We start from the raw sequence: 15679 nt of genomic DNA, 5'->3' as shown, positions 1-15679 counted from the left end.
CTCTCAGCGATTGAAGGGCCGGTTGCGGCTGAAGAGAAGATAGATCGCGCGGGGGTTGGTGGTCAAATAGCGCCAGAGCAGGCGGCGGGGCTCAAGCCAGGTACGCCAGGCCCATTCGAGTCCGAACCGCTGCATCCATTGCGGCGCGCGGGAGCGGCTACCCGACAGGAAGTTGAACAGGCCACCCGACGTCTTGATGACGCCGACATTGGTCAGCAGCGGCGTGTATTCCTCGACGAAGGCCTGTTCAGAAGGCACGCCGAGCGCGACCCACAGGCAATCCGGCGCGAGAGCGTTGATCTCCTCGACCTTGGCGCGCAGGGCGTCGCCGCGGAGATAGCCATGGCTGTATCCGACGATCCTGAGCTTCGGATACAAGTTCTGGACTCGTCGGACCGCCGCGTCGTTCTCTTCCTCGCTGGCGCCGAGCATATAGAAGCTGCGGCCGGCAACTTCCGCCTTGCGTGCGACGATATGGAACAGGTCCGTAGTCGCAACGCGCTCCGGCAGCGGAAACCAGGACTGCAGTTTTGACGCCGCCACCAGCGGCTGGCCGTCGGCATTGATCAGGTCGGCGGCGCGGAACAGGCGTTCGGTCTGCGGCTCGGTCGAGCAGCGCGCCAGCACCTCGCCATTGGCCGACGTCAGATACAGCGGGCGGCCGATGCGATGACGCGGATCGGTCGCCTCGATCATGAAATCGGCGGTGGCTTCCAGATCGAGTGCGGCCATGCGAAGGCCGCCGACGGTGATCCGTGGTACCTCGGCGGTCGCGGCCCGACCGTCCAGATTGACGCGGCGCTCAAGCATATTGTTTGCCTCGCTGGCGCGTTTGGGGTGCGGGAGCGAGCTCGTCGAGCACCACGCCGACGAGCTTGCGCTGGGCGCCGCCAAGTGCGGCCAGAATCTCTTCCATGCTGTCGTTGATGTCGAGGCTGGTCGGCAGCACCGCCACCAGCGCGTCGGCGCTGTCGAGCAGCTTGCGACCGGCGGCCGACAGCGGCATCGCGGGGCCGTCGAGAATGACGAGGTCATAGCCGCCGGCCGAACGCGCCTGTGAGATTGCCTTGCGGATGGCGTCAGCAGCCTTAGCGGCATCGCTCTCGCCCGCCGGCAGCACCGAGATGCCGTTGACGGTCTTGATCTCGCGCGCAGCCTTGCTGCCGATCGAGAGCCAGCCAAACTTGCTTGGCTCGCTCTTGCCGGGACGATTGATCCTGTTCGAGAGCGTGTGCGCCTGATGGTCGGCGTCGATCATCAGCACGCGGCCGCCGTCGCGCGCGGCCGCGAGCGCGAAGTTCAGCGCGGTCACGCTGCGTCCGGTGGTGTCGCCGGCGCTGACCAGCGCGATCACCGGCATGGTCTTGCTGCCGGCACGACGAGCCATCGCCGCCCGCATGTCGCGCAAGGCGTTGAGCAGCGTCGTCAGCGGAAATCCGGGTCGCAGCGTCGGCCAGCCGACACGGGTCAGATCGACGCCGCTGCCGGTAGCGAGAATGGCGCCGAGCGTTCGGATCACGTCGGCCTCCTGAAGTCGGGCGATCAGCGGTTTCTCGACCAGCGCAAGCGCAGGTTGGGGCGCGGCGGCTTCGGGCTGAGGTCTCGTAAGATCCGGCGCGGGCGTGCGCTCGCGCCGGCTCGGTTGGGGGGCGGTCGCGCCGTTGAACAGATGCTCGGCCGCGACGAACCAGGAGGCGGCGGCCAGCGCGCCGAAGATAAAGCCGATCATGGCGAACAGGCTCATCGCCGGCGGGAACGAGCGCCGCTGCGGCACCGTGGCCTCGCCGATGACGCGGGCCGCCGAGGTGTTGAGCGTTTCCTGCTCCTCGGTTTCGCGCGAGCGCTTGAGGAAGGATTGATAGACGTCGCGGCTGGCGTCGACCTCGCGCTCGAGCTCGCGCAGGCGGACGCCGGCCTGACTGAGCTGGACGCTTTGCCGCTTCTGCACCTCCAGCGCGCGGTTGAGCGAGGCCTCGTAGTCGCGGGCACGCGTCAAATCGTTCTTGGCGGACTGGGCAAAGCGCTCGATCTCCTCGCTGATGGTGCGCTTGAGATCTTCGACCTGCTTCTCGGTCTGGCGCAGCGCCGGATGGCGCGGGCCGAGCTCAGCCGTCTGCTCCGCGTATTTCTTGCGGGCGTCGGCATATTGCGCGCGCAGGTTCGCGATCGTCGGTGATTGCAGCGCTTCGGGAATGGCGCCGGCATCCGCGGCGGTCCGCTTGTTCGCCTCGATCTGGTCCAGTCGCGCCTGTGCGTCCATCGTCGCCGCGCGGGCTGCGGACAGCCGCTGGTTGCTGTTGGAGAGCTGCTGATCGGAAATCAGCGAGTCCTGGGTGCCGACGAAATTGTTCTGGGCCTTGTAGGTGGCAAGCGCGGTTTCGGCGTTGCGCAGCCGCTCGCGCAGCTCCTTCAGCCGGCCAGACAATTCACTGGTGGCGCGCCGCGCGGCCAGCGCCTGCGAATTGCGCGAGTCCGTCAGAAAGGTGTTGGTCAGCGTGTTGGCGAGCATCGCCGCCTTCGCCGGATCGGTCGACCAGACCTCGATATCGACGATAAAGCTCTTCTCGGTCTTTCGGATCGTGATGTGCTTGTTCAGCGCCTCGAGTGCCGCGAGCTGTACGTCCTTGATATCCGCGGCAGAGGGCGCGCGGGGCTGGATGCCGATCAGGCCCAGCAACGACGTCATCAGGCTCCTGCCGTCACCGCCGCCGCCGAATTCGGGATCCTTGTCGAGATTGGCCTGCTGGATCAGCTGCAGCAGCACGCTGTTGGAGGTGATCAGGCGTGCCTGGCTCTCCACCACCATGGACATGCCGGAGACGTCCTGGGCGCGCGGCGTAAGCTCGCGATCGACGAGCTGAAGCTCGCGCGGGTCGACATAAAGCTGGGCGGTCGCGGTGTAGCGGGGCGTCAGGCTCTTGCCGACGGTAACGGCGAGGCAAGCGCCGATCAGTGCCGCGGAGGCTATCGCAATCTTGCGCCGCCATAGCAGGCTGACGAGCTCCAGCACGTTGAAGCTGGCCTCGGATGTCCGCTGCGGGTCCTCTGATCTGGTCGGATCTCTGGCCCGGTCGATCGGCTGGTTATAGTCAAGCATAGTCCCCAGCTTTCATTCCACGGCCGCGGGCTGAGGGGTTACTCTTCGCTTTACGCCTCGCACCGGGGATATAGGTGCGCAATCAACGCAACAGGGAAAATTAACCATACTCATTGAGGGACTATTCACCGAAATGGCAAACAAAGCGTTTAAGCGCGAGCGACGATGCGCCGCGTCGTTGTGACGCTTCGGCAGCGTCGGTCCCCCAGTGATTAACGATTCGTTACCGTGCAGGCCCAACGGCGCGCGCGCATGCGGCTTTGCAGCGTCCTGGCCGGCCTGCGCGGGCATGGCCGTCAGCGCTTCCGCAGGATGACGTGATAGTCGCCGCGGCGGACGTCGGTGCCGCGCGGAAGCACGGCGTTCATCACAGCCGCGCCGGCGTCGACGATGGCGGCGAACAGCGGCTTGCGCTGGCGCATCTCGGGATAGCGCGGGCTCTCGACCTCGCGGCGGTAGATCATCTCCAGGCCGTGGGCGGACGCGAACGCTTCGAGCTTCGACAGCGTCACCAGCGGGTGAAAGAAGGTCGGGAACGGTGCTTCGCCGGGCAGGCCGGCCGTCTTGATGCCGCGGATATTCCGGTAGAACCAGACATGAAACCAGTGCGGCGAGTGCTTTGTGACGACGCCGGACAGCGAGCGCGGATTAGGGGCGCCGATCAGGATCATCCCGCCGCGTTTGAGCGCGTCGCGGAAGTTCACGAGCGCCGCCTCGACGTCGGGCAGGTGCTCGATCACGTTGTAGCAGATCACGACGTCAAAGGTCTCGGGCGAGAAGCGATAGGTCTGGACGTCGCCGAGGATCGCCTGGTCAGCGTAGGTGTTGTTGCGGACCTGGTCTTCGTCGATGTCGACGACGGTGACGTGGCTGCGGCCGAGCACATCCATGGGCAGGAAGCTCGAGGAGCCGCCACCGGCCTCGTAGATCGCAAGCCGGCCTTGCGGTAGCTCGCGGCGCAGTACCTCGTGGACACCGAGCAGGCTGTCGCGGGCTTCGCCGGCGACGAGGTCGAGCAGTGCCTGGGTGTGCGCCGGGGTTTGAGTCTCGGTGGCTGTCGCGAAATCGATCGTGGCTGACTTGTTCATGTTCTCTGACCGCGCTTGTTCGACTCAAATTTACAGGAAAAATCTCTCGTTCTCGAAGAGCAAATCCGATGCCGCGGGCCTTCACCGGTCGCGGTGCTTACGGCCGGGTTAATCCGACCATGCGTTAACTACGGCATTGTCCATGTTGCGCTGTTGGCGGGTGATGGACTGCAAATTGCAGTATCACGCGCGCAGGAATTCGCAGGGAAAACACGCGAAAGCGGTTAAGCGCATGATAGGACGCATCGTGGCCGGGACATTAGCGTCGCGGTGCAGTTTGAGCGCTGGAGCAGGCCGTTCATTTTGGGACGTATCTGTCCCGCGCGGCCGTGTCGCCCTGGGACGATGGACGCAGGGCTTTTTCAACATATCTCAGTCATCTAGAACGCCATGACGCTGATCCCGACAGATTTGTCCGCCAGCCGGATCTCGGATGCCGTGCGCGATCCCAACCGGGAGATCGCCGCGAGTTCTCGCGTCATCGATCTCTCGGTCGGCATTGTCGTCTGCATCCCCTGCTTCCGCCGCCCGCAACACCTGCGGCTGACGCTGGACTCGCTCGTCAACCAGCGCACCCCGCGCTCCTTCGCGGTGGTCATGGTCGAGAACGACGCGACTGGGCGCGCGAGCGCGCCGGTGGCTGCGGAGTACCTCGCGTCCGGCAAGCTCCAGGGCATCTGCCTGGTCGAGAAGCGCCAGGGCAATTGCCAGGCGATCAACGCCGCGTTCGAAACGGCGCAGGCGCTGTTTCCCGCCGCAACCCGCTTCCTGATGATCGATGATGACGAGATCGCCTCGCCCGACTGGCTCGAGCTGATGGTTCGCAGTGCAGAGGCGACCGGTGCCGACGTGGTGGGTGGACCGGTGCTTCCGGTATTCGACGACGATCGCCAGCCCTGGCTGGCGCGCCATCCGGCGTTCTGTCCCGCTTACGACTACACCGGTGCGGTGCCGCTGATCTATGGCTGCGGCAATTGCCTGATCACGCGCGCGGCGTTCGAGCGGCTCGGCAGCCCTGCCTTCGATCTGCAATTCAATTTCCTTGGCGGCGGAGATTGCGACTTCTTCTATCGCGGCCGCAATGCCGGCATGACTTTCCACTGGACCGCGGAGGCCGTCATCACCGAGACCGTGCCGCAAAGTCGCACCAGCATCAGTTGGATTGCCAAGCGCGGCCTGCGTATCGGGGTGATCAACTACCGTGTGCAGCACAAGGCCGCGCAGAGTGCAGCAGCGCGGGCACGCGTATTCGCACAGACATTGGGACGATTGCCGCTATCGCTGGTTCGCTCGGCCCGCCTGCTGGCGTCATCGAAAGCGGTCGTCGCGATGCACCCCGTATTGGTGGCCGTCGGTTCTGCGCTCGCGGCTTTCGGCTTCGATCCGAAGCCCTACAAGGCCTCGAAGATCGTCTCCTGACGCGTTCGCGCCAAGCCGCTTTTTCCAAAAGTCGTTAGATTCCAAAATAAGACAGAGCGATCTTGACCGCGGATCGCGGCATCGCCTTGAGCGAGCGCCGGCCGACCATGCCGAGATAGCCGAGCGCCTCGCGATATCTTCCGAAGCGGACGGCCTGCGTCGCCGCATAGGTCACGAGATGGATTTCCGCGGCCTGCCGCAAACGGGGCGCCGCGCCGGCCGGCAGCTTGCCGAGGATCAACTCGTCGTCGAACACGCGTGCGACCGCCGGGAAGAAATCCTGCGGCGTCCGCACTGCGGCGTTCATCGTGTTGGCCGTGTGCAGGCGGTAGTCGAGCAGGAGTTTCGGCACGTAGGCGAATTCTCCGAGCGCGGCGAGGCGGCACCAGCAATGCCAGTCCTCGCAATAGCGGAGCGAGACGTCGAAGCCGCCGGTGGCGCGGAAGGCCTCGGCGCTGATGAGCATGATGCCGCCGTTGACGATGAAATTGCCGCCGGCGAGCCGTTCCAGCACGTTGCCGGACGGCTTGAGGCGTCCCTTCAGGAGGCCGCGGCGGCCGATCGTCCGTCCCGCGCTGTCGATCGTGTTGTAGTCGCCATAGATCAGGACCGCGTGCGGCGCGGTCCTCGCTGCCGTCAGCAGCGTCGTCACGGCATCGGGTCGCAGGCGATCATCGGCATCGAGGAACATCAACCAGTCCTCGCGCGCGCTTCGTGCGCCGAGATTGCGCGCGGCCGACACGCCGCTGGCGTCGTTCACCGTCAAGCGTATCCGCGGATCGCGAATGGCCTGGACGATCGCCACGGTGTCATCAGTCGAGCCATCGTCGACGACGATCACCTCGGCGACGTCGGCTTGCGCCAGCGCGCTTGCGATGGTCTCGCCGATATAGGCCGCGGCATTTTTCGCAGGGATGATCACGGACACCACAGGCGACATCGCACGCGCTTCCGCCGCCGCGGGCGCGGCGGTCGGTACATCCAGCGTGGCGTCGGAGAGGGTCAAACGATGGCTCGTCGTGTTTTAGGATCTGTTAACCAGGCTGTCGGCAATGGCCGTCTGAGCTGGCGCGGATGATACCCACATAACGATCAAATCGTTGCTGCGAAGGCCGTCGTGCCGTCAGTTTCGTAGATTAGCGTTAAACCTGTGGCGTTAAGTCTGTCACTGCTTTCGAGAGGTGCGACAGCCGGTCTCATGCGAGAATGCAGGTCTGATTGCCGCGGATGGATCCAGTGCCCGCAAAGACATTCGACTACGATCCCGACGACATGATCCTCAACCTGTTCTACGAGGACAAGGACGATCGCTGGTTTCCCGGCGACCGGCATCTGCGGCGCATGGCGCGCAAGATGTTGTTCGGCGAGCCGCGCATGAGCGGGCAGCTGCGTGTGTTCCTCAATCTCTGTGCCGGGCTCGACCGGCTCGGCATCCGTTATCGCGTCAACGACTACGGCTACATCGCGCAGCACCCGGAAGAAGTCGCCTGCATCATCGGCCGCACCTTCCTGCTCGACAAGTTCGCCTGGAAGAACCCGATCCTCCTTGGCGTTGCCGCCCACAATCATCCGCTCGACGATCCCGACCTGTTCAAGCGGCTTCCGGTCAAGAAGGTCGTGGTGCCCGGCGACTGGTATGCCGACATGTACCGCCCCTATTGGCCGGAGACCGAAGCCTGGCCGGTCGGCATCGACACCGAGCTGTGGGCGCCGTCGCGTCCGCGCGACAAGACCGTCGACGTTCTGCTCTATGACAAGGTCAGCTGGGATCGCGACCGCTACGTGCCGGAGCTGGTCGAGCCGGTTCGCGCACGGCTGACGAGGGAAGGCCGCTCCTTCACCGAGCTGCGTTACGGCAGCTACAAGGAGGAAGACTATCAGGCCGCGCTGGCGCGTTCGCGCGCGATGATCTTCCTGTGCCAGAACGAGAGCCAGGGCATCGCCTATCAGCAGGCGCTGTCCAGCGGCGTGCCGGTGTTCGCCTGGGATCCCGGCGGCCCCTGGCCGGATCCCGACTATTATCCGCACCGGGTCAAGTTCGAGCCGGTGTCGTCGGTGCCCTATTGGGACGATCGTTGCGGTCTCAAATTCACAGACCACGCCGGCTTCGAGGACCGCTGGACCGATTTCTGGGCCGGCTGCACCTCGGGCAAATTCGATCCGCGCGGCTACATCATGGACAACCTCACGCTGGAGCAGCGCGCGCTGCAGTATTACGAGATCGCGCGCAGCGTCGCGCGGCAGCAGGTCCCTGCCGCCTCCGGCATGCTGGTTGACGGATGGTTAACGGGGATGGGTTAGGTCCCCCATCGTCCCACCCTGGCCAGGTTCCAATGCGTCGCGCAGATGGAACCCGATCGCTGACAGCTTGTCGCAGTCGCGCGTTTCATATCGAGACGCGGAGGACGCTGCGCGCGCTGCGACGGTATTGGCTTAACGATAAGCACGGACGTAACTTGTGGTCTGCGACAAAACATAATCTATCTGGACACATTCAGTAACTGTATGCCCCGCAAATGGCGTTTCTCAGCCTCGAGCAACTAGACGGTCGGGTGTCCAGCACGTCGGGAATCTCAGTCGATTTCATGCGTGACTGGCGACAGGCCGCATTGCGCCTCAATGCGGGCCATCGCACTGCATTCCAGCATGGCTACTGGCTAGGTGCCTGGTACGAAGCCTTCCATGGCGTGCCGCCGCTGATCGCGATCATCACCGATACGGTGACCGGCAAGGACATCGCGATGGTACCGATGTTCAGCCACGTCAGGCGCGGCATCCGCGTCGTCGAGTTTGCCGATCTCGGCGTCTCCGACTACAACGCCCCGATCCTGGCTTGCGATGCGACCTTCGATGCGGCCGGCGCGCAGGCGATCGGCGCGGCGCTGGTGGACGCGTTGCGCGCCTTGCCTGATGGCCTCGACCTGCTGCGCCTGAAGAAGTTGCCGGCCTATGTCGGCGCGAAGCCGAACCCGCTGGTGTCGCTCGGCCGGCTCGGCTCCTGTTCGCTCAACGGCAACCTCGTGCTGACCGGCGACGACTATGCGGACTATCAGGCGTCGATCAAGCGCATGCAGATGCCGCGCTGCTGGCGCGTCTTCAGCCGCCATGCCGGTGCGCGGTTCGAGGTTGCCTCCGATGCCGCCCGCGCGTACGAGCTCCTCGACGTCATGGACGTCCAGCAGCAGGAGCGCATGCAGCAACTCGGCTCGCGCTTCGTCCTCAACGACGAGGCGCATGCCCGCTTCTATCGTGATTTGGCCCGGCAGGGCGTCGCGGAAGGCTATGCGGTGATCTCGGCGCTGGTCTGCGACGAGGGCATCGTCGCGACCACGCTCGGCGTCAGATACGGCGCGACCTATTATCTGCTACGGATCGGCCATGCCGGCAAGCAATGGGCGAATTGCTCGCCGGGGCTGCTCGTGACCGAACGCACCATGGCGGCGCTGCATGCGCAAGGCGTGCGGCGCTTCGATCTCAGCATAGGCAATCACGATTACAAGCGCCGCTTCGGCGCCGAGCCGGTGCCGCTGACAGACGTCAGCGTCGCGCTGTCCTGGCGCGGGCTGCCTTATGTGCTGCGCGACCATGCCGCCCAGGGCTTGCGCCGCCATCCGAGGCTCGCCGCCTTCGCGGCGCGGGCGATGGGCAAGGGCACGCGCTAGAGCGGTCGACGCTCGCGCCTTGCAGGGTCACTCGAATATCGCAATCGTTGTGCTATCGTCATTTCCGCAACCCGGAGGCGACATGGACGATCGTTCGGCCAAATTTCGCGCGTTCTATGCGCAGCTGATCTGCGCTGCGGCCAAGGCAACAGACCCTCGTCTCGAGCAGGCTTTTCGTACCGTGAGGCGCGAACCTTTCGCCGGCCCCGGCCCGTGGTCGATTTCGTTCGGCGGCCATCCCTATGTCGTAACGCCCGATGACGATCCAGCCTTCCTCTATCAAAACGCGCTGCTGGCACTCGATCCCGCGCGTGGCGTCAACATCGGCATGCCGGGCGCACACGCATACTGGCTCACTGGCACCGGCGTCAGGGAAGGTGAGACCGTGCTGCAGATCGGCGCGGGCACCGGCTATTACACCGCCATCCTCGCCGAGCTCGCTGGGCCCAATGGCCGCGTCTATGCCTACGAGATCGACGAACGCCTCGCGGCGCTGGCGCGCGAGAATCTGAAAGGCATTGCCACGGTCGAATTGCGCGAGCGCTCGGGTATCGCGTCCGATCTGCCCGATGTCGACGTGATTTATGTCTGCGCGGGCGCGGCGCAGCCGGCGACAGAATGGCTCGCGGTTTTGCGCCCCGGAGGCCGGCTGGTGTTTCCGCTGGCGCCGGAGGGCATGCTCGGCGGCATGTTGATGATCACGCGCCCGGAGCAGGGGGTCGCCTGGCCCGCCAAATTCCTGAGCCGGGCCCAGTTCATCGGCTGCGCGGGACTTCAGGATGCGGATGCCGGCAAGCGATTGGCCCAGGCGTTCGCGAAGGGATGGGAGAGCGTGCAGTCCTTGCGGCGAGGGGATGTGCCCGACGAGACCTGCTGGTTTGCTGGCGACGGCTGGTGGCTTTCAACTGCGCCGGCCTCTGCACCGGCGGTCAGCATCCCGGCGCACGGCGACATCACGCAGGCGTGACGGTCAGGATCCCGTGCATTCGGCGCAGTGAAATCGGCCGCGCGAGGCGCGGAATAGGCTGCGGCAGTACCAGCGGCGCGCAAGCGCCTGGGCCGGCCTGCGGATCATCTGCGCGATCAAGAGAAGTTCGAAAGCCATTCGTGCGTAAGCCCTGCGTCTCGTAAGTCCTGTCTTTCCTGCAGACATAGATGGGGCGGCATTCCCTTATGAGAATGCCGCCCCAATCGCATCAGCCATGCAGCTGTTGTGAACCCCAGGCTTAACCGTGCAGCTTCTTGGCGGTCTCCGCGATCTGGCGTCCCTGATAGCGCGCGCCGGCCAGCTCATTGGCGCTGGGCTGGCGGCTGCCGTCGCCGCCGGTGATCGTGGTGGCGCCATAGGGCGAACCGCCGGTCACTTCATCGAGCTTCATCTGGCCGGCGAAGCCGTAGTTCAGGCCGACCACCGTCATACCGAAATGCAGGAGGTTGGTGATGATCGAGAACAGTGTCGTCTCCTGGCCGCCATGCTGGGTCGCGGTCGCGGTGAAAGCGCCGCCGACCTTGCCGTGCAGCGCGCCCTTCATCCAAAGGCCGCCGGCCTGATCGAGGAAGTTGGCCATCTGCGAGGACATCCGGCCGAAACGGGTGCCGGTGCCGACGATGATGGCGTCGTAATTGGCGAGGTCGTCGATCTTGGCGATCGGCGCAGCCTGGTCGACCTTGTAGTACGAGGCCTTGGCGACTTCGGCCGGCACCAGCTCGGGCACGCGCTTGATGTCGACGGTGGCGCCGGCTTCGCGGGCACCTTCAGCGACGGCATTGGCCATCGCTTCGATATGGCCATAGGCGGAATAATAAAGGACGAGAACTTTGGTCATGATGGTCTCCGTTGGGGTCGAGTGAGATGATGGGTTGCTTGGATTGTTACGCGGCGTCGACGAGCACGAGCTCGGAGTCTTCGAGTGCAGTGATCTTCAGCCTGGCCTCGTCGCGGATCGCGGCGCCGTCGCGGGCGTTGACGCGCACACCGTTGATCTCGACAGCACCCGCTGCCGGCACCAGATAGAGGTTCCGTGACCTCTCGGGTTCGTACTCCGCGCTCTCGCCGGCCTTCAGCGTGGTGGCGAGCACCCGCGCATCGGCGCGGATCGGCAGCGCGTCGGTGTCACCCGCGATGCCGCTCGCGATGGTGACGAGCTTGCCGGAGCGATCCGACTTCGGAAACGGTTTTGAGCCCCAGGTCGGCTGACCGCCGCGCAGCGTCGGCTCGATCCAGATCTGGAAGATCCGCGTCTTGGTCGGTTCGAGATTGTACTCGGAGTGGCGGATGCCGCTGCCGGCGCTCATCACCTGCACGTCGCCCGCTTCAGTGCGGCCCTCGTTGCCGAGGCTGTCCTGATGGGTGATCGCGCCTTCGCGCACATAGGTGATGATTTCCATGTTGGCGTGGGGATGGGCGGGAAAGCCGGTGTTCGGGGCGATCTCGTCGTCGTTCCAAACCCGCAAGGCGCCGTGGCCCATGTTGCTCGGGTCATAATGGCTTGCGAACGAGAAATGATGCTTGGCCTTGAGCCAGCCGTGATCGGCGCCGGCGAGTTTTGCGTAAGGTCTGAGTTCGATCATGGAAGTGTCTCCTTGATTGGAGGGGGTTTGGCGTTAGGCGCCAAACCCGCCGTCGACATTGAGCACGGTGCCGGTGACGAAGGAGGCCGCGGGGCTTGCGAGGAAGACCACGCCGGCGGCGACTTCCTCGGGCCGACCGAAGCGCTGCAGCGCATGCTGCTTGCGCTGGGTCTCGGCGAACTCGCCGCCATCCTTCGGATTCATGTCGGTGTCGATCGAGCCGGGCTGCACCACATTCACGGTGATGCCGCGCGGGCCGAGGTCGCGCGCCGCACCCTTGGTGTAACCGACCACGGCCGACTTGGTGGCGACGTAGTCGGCAAGGCCGGGGAACGAGGCGCGGTCGGCAAGCATCGAACCGACGGTGACGATGCGGCCGCCTTCACCCATCAACTGCGAGGCGGCGCGGATCGCCGCGATCACGCCATGCACGTTGACCTGGTCCTGCCGCTCCAGCGCGGCCGTGTTGGCGTTGGCGTCGTCGATTGCGCCGCCATTGGCGACACCGGCGTTGTTGACGAGGATGTCGAGATGGCCGAATTCCCTGGCGACGTCGTTGACGAGCTTCGTCACGTCCTTGGCGGAGGCCTGGTCTGCCTTGAAGGCGCGGGCCCTGACGCCCCGGGCCTTCAATTCGCTGACGACGGCTTCGGCCTTTTCGGGCGAGGCGACGTAGCTGATGGCGACATCCGCGCCTTCATCGGCGAGAGCGCGGGCCGATGCCGCGCCGATGCCGCGCGAGCCGCCGGTGACGAGGGCAACCTTGCCTGAGAGCCTCTTGGTCATTGGATTTCGCCAGTCCTGAATTTCTGATGACCCTTGGATAAGCCTCTGCCTGTGGTATAGAAATAGAAACTGTTGAAACACATTGTTTCCTGAAATGGACCTGACGGATTGACCCCATGGCCAAACTCCCCGATTTCGAGGCGCTCGCGATTTTCGCAAAAGTCGTGGAGTTACGGTCGTTTGCGGGGGCAGCAGGCGAGCTCACGATGTCCAAGGCGACGGTGTCGAAGGCCGTGACCCGCCTGGAAGAGCGGCTCGGCGCCCGCCTGTTCAACCGCACCTCGCGCCGGCTGGCGCTGACCGATGCCGGCCACAAGCTCGCCGACCGCGCGACGCGCCTGCTCGCCGACGGCGAGGCGGCCGAGAACGAGGCGCTGGCGCAATCGGTGGCGCCGCGCGGCCTGGTGCGGCTCGCGGTGCCCATGACGTTCGGGATCAAGGCGGTGGCGCCGCTGCTGCCGGAGTTTTTCGAAACCTATCCGGAGGTCTCGGTCGATCTTCACTTGAGCGACGCGACCGTCGATCTCATCGGCGAGGGTTTTGACATGGCGGTGCGGATCGCGCGGCTGCCGGACTCTTCACTGATCGCGCGCCGGCTCTTCACCGTGCCGCGCTTCACCGTCGCGGCGCCGTCCTACCTCAAGAAAAACGGCCGGCCGACGCATCCGATGCATCTCGCCGAGCACAAATGCTTCAGCTACGCCTATCTGTCGACGCCGAACGCCTGGCACTACACCAATTCCGCCGGCGAGCAGGCGAGCGTCCGCCCCGGCGGCCTGCTTCGCGTCAACAATGGCGAGGCCGTGATGCCGTCGCTGATCGCCGGCCTCGGCATCGCCGAGCTCCCTGAATTCATCGTCGGCGAGGCGATTTCGTCCGGTGAGGTCGAAGTGATCCTGAAGGACTGGAAACAGGCCGAAGGCGCCGTGCACTTGGTGACCCCACCCGGTGGCCCGCGCCCCGCACGCGTCGAAGCGCTCGGCGATTTCCTCGCAGCGAAGCTGCCGGGCACATGCAAGCGGGAGCCGAAGAAGGGTGGGAAGCAGGGGCAGCCTTCGTAAGGAAGGCGCGGCTTCATCGGCTCGTCATTGCGAGCGCAGCGAAGCAATCCAGAGTCTTTCCGCGGAGGGATTCTGGATTGCTTCGTCGCAAGTGCTCCTCGCAATGACGGTGTTCGACTACGACACCTTCACGCCGTCGATCGCGACAATGCGCAGGCTCGGCTTCAGCGTCTGCTCCAGCTGTGACTTCAACTCATGAACACGCGGGTCGGTCGAGCGTGCGGCGCAGACGGCATATTGGTGAACCGATTGGGCCAGGGCACGCCGCGCTTCCGGCGTTCGCGTCACTTCAGGCTTTGAGAGCCGCAGGACGATCGCTGCGAGGTTCACCAGCATCTCGTCCAGGGCGACGTCGATGGTCGCAAGATTCCGCATCACTCACTCCCTGGGAGGGCAACAGCGGGTGCAGGGATGCGTTCCGGCGCGGGGCGAACATGGTCAATAGTTCGTAAACAGCTTGTTCTTGCCGGTCGCCGCGCTAGGCTGGAGCTGAAACAAGAAAATAAGGGGGAGGGGGCTGCCATGGATCGACGTGACGTCTTGCGCGCCGTTGCCGCATTGCCGTTGTTGCGGGCCGCGTTACCAGAACAGGCCTTTGCGCAAGCCTATCCGGTGCGCAACATCACCATGATCGTGCCGTTCCCGGCCGGCGGCCAGGCCGATCTTGCGGCACGTCCCGTCGCGCAGGCGCTGGAGCGGATTCTCGGCAAGTCCGTCATCGTCGACAACCGCGCCGGCGGGGCCGGCGGGTCGGTCGGCAATGCCGCGGCCGCGCGCGCGGAGCCCGACGGTTACACGCTGCTGATGACATTGTCCTCGCTCGCGGTGCTGCCCGAGGCCGACCGGCTGTTCGACCGTCCGGTCGCCTATGAGGTGTCGCAATTCATGCCGATCGCGCGCGTGCTGGCCGATCCCACGCTGCTCGCGGTGTCGGCCTCGGCACCATGGAAGACCGCGCAGGATTTTGTCGAGGATGCGAAGAAGCGCCCGGGCCAGATCACCTATGGTTCATCGGGGCCTTACGGTACGCTGCATGTGGCCATGGAGATGTTCGCCAACAGCGCCGGCATCAAACTGCTGCATGTGCCGTTCCGCGGCGCAGGCCCGGCCTTGACCGCGCTGCTCAGCGGTACCGTGCAGGCCATCGCGGCAGCACCCGGCACGCTGAAGCCGCAGGTCGATGACGGCAAGCTGCGCGTGCTCGGCAATTGCGGCGCGCAGCGCGTCGCGAGCTTTCCTGACGTGCCGACCTTCCAGGAGCTCGGCTACAAGGATGTCGAGATGTATATCTGGGCCGGGTTGTTTGCGCAGAGCTCCCTTCCTGCGCCGATCGCGAGCCGTCTGCGCGAGGCGATGGCACAGGTGATGTCGAGCCCTGACGTGCTCAAGACCTTCGATGCCTCGGGAAGCCTCGTCGCCTATCAGGATGCGCCGGCGTTCTCCGATTTCGTGGCGACCGACAGCGCGCGGCTGATCGCAGCGGTCCAGAAGATCGGCCGGGTCGAGTAGGTTCCGGGGGAGTTTTCACATTTTTTTGTTGGGCCAGAACCTGACTGCGTCTCATTGATTGAAGACAAATCGAGAGATTCGAGAAGGAATTGGGACCATGCGAACAGAGCGGATTGCGCTGGGTGTGGCGCTTGCGATTGGCGGCATCGTCGCGCAGAGCGTTGCGTCCGCCGAAGAATATCGCGGAACCATGGAGCAGCAGATGGCCTGCACACCGGATGTCTGGCGCCTGTGCAGCGATCAGATTCCGGACGTGAGCCGCATCACCGCTTGCCTGCGGCAGAACACGCCGCAGCTCTCCAGCGGCTGCCGTGCGGTGTTCCAGTCCAACAATCAGATGCCGCAGCAGCCGCAGCCGGTCCCGCGCAATCGAGCTGCACCGCAGCCTCGCTACAACAATGTGCCACCGCCGCCTCCGCAGGCGCAGCCGCGGCCTTATGACGATGACGACGATTAGTGCTACCTAGGGCATGCTCCGGAAAGGCG

Annotated in this window: 15 protein-coding genes; 7 read left to right on the top strand and 8 right to left on the bottom strand. The window is 64.9% G+C overall.

Features of this window, described 5'->3' with window-relative positions; all coding sequences use genetic code 11:
- Positions 1–3: 3 nt before the first annotated feature.
- The 3 genes from FXB40_RS32915 to FXB40_RS32905 form a co-directional block, all read right to left on the bottom strand.
- Positions 4–810: a WecB/TagA/CpsF family glycosyltransferase gene (locus FXB40_RS32915; RefSeq protein ID WP_148776392.1), complete on the bottom strand. Its 807-nt coding sequence runs from the start codon at positions 808–810 to the stop codon at positions 4–6.
- Positions 803–3097 (bottom strand): GumC family protein, encoded by a 2295-nt coding sequence (locus FXB40_RS32910; RefSeq protein WP_148776390.1) that lies wholly within the window; start codon positions 3095–3097, stop codon positions 803–805. Before FXB40_RS32910 ends, FXB40_RS32915 begins: the two co-directional genes overlap by 8 nt.
- Before the next feature lie 296 nt (positions 3098–3393).
- Positions 3394–4185 carry a class I SAM-dependent methyltransferase gene (locus FXB40_RS32905; protein ID WP_148776388.1) on the bottom strand — a complete coding sequence of 264 codons (792 nt, stop codon included), beginning with the start codon at positions 4183–4185 and terminating at the stop codon, positions 3394–3396.
- Positions 4186–4575: 390 nt separating this feature from the next.
- On the opposite strand from FXB40_RS32905, the gene FXB40_RS32900 reads away from it, so the two are divergent.
- Positions 4576–5604 (top strand): glycosyltransferase family 2 protein, encoded by a 1029-nt coding sequence (locus tag FXB40_RS32900; protein WP_148776386.1) that lies wholly within the window; start codon positions 4576–4578, stop codon positions 5602–5604.
- Positions 5605–5638: 34 nt separating this feature from the next.
- Here FXB40_RS32900 and FXB40_RS32895 read toward each other — a convergent pair whose 3' ends face one another.
- Positions 5639–6544 carry a glycosyltransferase gene (locus FXB40_RS32895; protein WP_148776426.1) on the bottom strand — a complete coding sequence of 302 codons (906 nt, stop codon included), beginning with the start codon at positions 6542–6544 and terminating at the stop codon, positions 5639–5641.
- A 296-nt stretch (positions 6545–6840) separates the two neighbouring features.
- Here FXB40_RS32895 and FXB40_RS32890 point away from each other — a divergent pair, with 296 nt between their 5' ends.
- From FXB40_RS32890 to FXB40_RS32880, 3 genes are all read left to right on the top strand, one after another.
- Positions 6841–7905, top strand: coding sequence for a glycosyltransferase (locus FXB40_RS32890; RefSeq protein WP_148776384.1), 1065 nt, complete (start codon positions 6841–6843; stop codon positions 7903–7905).
- Positions 7906–8120: 215 nt separating this feature from the next.
- Positions 8121–9266, top strand: coding sequence for a GNAT family N-acetyltransferase (locus FXB40_RS48270; RefSeq protein ID WP_187437312.1), 1146 nt, complete (start codon positions 8121–8123; stop codon positions 9264–9266).
- Between the two features lie 82 nt (positions 9267–9348).
- A complete protein-coding gene (locus FXB40_RS32880) occupies positions 9349–10233 on the top strand; it encodes a protein-L-isoaspartate O-methyltransferase family protein (RefSeq protein WP_187437311.1) in 885 nt (294 codons plus the stop codon).
- 259 nt (positions 10234–10492) lie between these two features.
- On the opposite strand, the gene wrbA is transcribed toward FXB40_RS32880, so the two are convergent.
- The 3 genes from wrbA to FXB40_RS32865 are packed head-to-tail and all read right to left on the bottom strand — an operon-like array spanning position 10493 to position 12623.
- Positions 10493–11092, bottom strand: a complete 600-nt coding sequence (gene wrbA, locus FXB40_RS32875) for an NAD(P)H:quinone oxidoreductase (protein WP_148776382.1) — start codon at positions 11090–11092, stop codon at positions 10493–10495.
- A gap of 46 nt (positions 11093–11138) precedes the next feature.
- Positions 11139–11837 carry a pirin family protein gene (locus FXB40_RS32870; protein ID WP_148776380.1) on the bottom strand — a complete coding sequence of 233 codons (699 nt, stop codon included), beginning with the start codon at positions 11835–11837 and terminating at the stop codon, positions 11139–11141.
- A 33-nt stretch (positions 11838–11870) separates the two neighbouring features.
- A complete protein-coding gene (locus FXB40_RS32865) occupies positions 11871–12623 on the bottom strand; it encodes an SDR family NAD(P)-dependent oxidoreductase (RefSeq protein ID WP_148776378.1) in 753 nt (250 codons plus the stop codon).
- Positions 12624–12739: 116 nt separating this feature from the next.
- Between FXB40_RS32865 and FXB40_RS32860 the strand changes: the two genes are divergently transcribed.
- Positions 12740–13684 carry a LysR family transcriptional regulator gene (locus FXB40_RS32860; RefSeq protein ID WP_148776376.1) on the top strand — a complete coding sequence of 315 codons (945 nt, stop codon included), beginning with the start codon at positions 12740–12742 and terminating at the stop codon, positions 13682–13684.
- Between the two features lie 117 nt (positions 13685–13801).
- Here the strand turns inward: FXB40_RS32860 and FXB40_RS32855 are convergent, their stop codons facing one another.
- Positions 13802–14059 (bottom strand): hypothetical protein, encoded by a 258-nt coding sequence (locus FXB40_RS32855; protein ID WP_187437310.1) that lies wholly within the window; start codon positions 14057–14059, stop codon positions 13802–13804.
- Between the two features lie 147 nt (positions 14060–14206).
- Here FXB40_RS32855 and FXB40_RS32850 point away from each other — a divergent pair, with 147 nt between their 5' ends.
- Together FXB40_RS32850 and FXB40_RS32845 are read left to right on the top strand one after the other, a co-directional pair.
- Positions 14207–15193 carry a tripartite tricarboxylate transporter substrate binding protein gene (locus tag FXB40_RS32850; RefSeq protein ID WP_148776372.1) on the top strand — a complete coding sequence of 329 codons (987 nt, stop codon included), beginning with the start codon at positions 14207–14209 and terminating at the stop codon, positions 15191–15193.
- 97 nt (positions 15194–15290) lie between these two features.
- The gene (locus tag FXB40_RS32845; RefSeq protein WP_148776370.1) at positions 15291–15650 is read left to right on the top strand and encodes a hypothetical protein; all 360 of its coding nucleotides are present in this window, start codon (positions 15291–15293) and stop codon (positions 15648–15650) included.
- Positions 15651–15679: the final 29 nt, after the last annotated feature.

This window comes from Bradyrhizobium rifense (assembly GCF_008123425.1).
Classification (GTDB): Bacteria; Pseudomonadota; Alphaproteobacteria; order Rhizobiales; family Xanthobacteraceae; genus Bradyrhizobium; species Bradyrhizobium rifense.
Note: the sequence above shows the minus strand (reverse complement) of the source record. Positions and strands in the feature narration are given on the sequence as shown.

Bases quoted from the DNA above. Each gene is read 5' to 3' on its own strand.
- FXB40_RS32905 (WP_148776388.1), bottom strand. From the start codon at position 4,185: ATGAACAAGTCAGCCACGATCGATTTCGCGACAGCCACCGAGACTCAA.
- FXB40_RS32860 (WP_148776376.1), top strand. From the start codon at position 12,740: ATGGCCAAACTCCCCGATTTCGAGGCGCTCGCGATTTTCGCAAAAGTC.
- FXB40_RS32855 (WP_187437310.1), bottom strand. From the start codon at position 14,059: ATGCGGAATCTTGCGACCATCGACGTCGCCCTGGACGAGATGCTGGTG.
- FXB40_RS32915 (WP_148776392.1), bottom strand. From the start codon at position 810: ATGCTTGAGCGCCGCGTCAATCTGGACGGTCGGGCCGCGACCGCCGAG.
- FXB40_RS32870 (WP_148776380.1), bottom strand. From the start codon at position 11,837: ATGATCGAACTCAGACCTTACGCAAAACTCGCCGGCGCCGATCACGGC.
- FXB40_RS32850 (WP_148776372.1), top strand. From the start codon at position 14,207: ATGGATCGACGTGACGTCTTGCGCGCCGTTGCCGCATTGCCGTTGTTG.
- FXB40_RS32865 (WP_148776378.1), bottom strand. From the start codon at position 12,623: ATGACCAAGAGGCTCTCAGGCAAGGTTGCCCTCGTCACCGGCGGCTCG.
- FXB40_RS32895 (WP_148776426.1), bottom strand. From the start codon at position 6,544: ATGTCGCCTGTGGTGTCCGTGATCATCCCTGCGAAAAATGCCGCGGCC.
- FXB40_RS48270 (WP_187437312.1), top strand. From the start codon at position 8,121: ATGGCGTTTCTCAGCCTCGAGCAACTAGACGGTCGGGTGTCCAGCACG.
- wrbA (WP_148776382.1), bottom strand. From the start codon at position 11,092: ATGACCAAAGTTCTCGTCCTTTATTATTCCGCCTATGGCCATATCGAA.
- FXB40_RS32880 (WP_187437311.1), top strand. From the start codon at position 9,349: ATGGACGATCGTTCGGCCAAATTTCGCGCGTTCTATGCGCAGCTGATC.
- FXB40_RS32845 (WP_148776370.1), top strand. From the start codon at position 15,291: ATGCGAACAGAGCGGATTGCGCTGGGTGTGGCGCTTGCGATTGGCGGC.
- FXB40_RS32900 (WP_148776386.1), top strand. From the start codon at position 4,576: ATGACGCTGATCCCGACAGATTTGTCCGCCAGCCGGATCTCGGATGCC.
- FXB40_RS32910 (WP_148776390.1), bottom strand. From the start codon at position 3,097: ATGCTTGACTATAACCAGCCGATCGACCGGGCCAGAGATCCGACCAGA.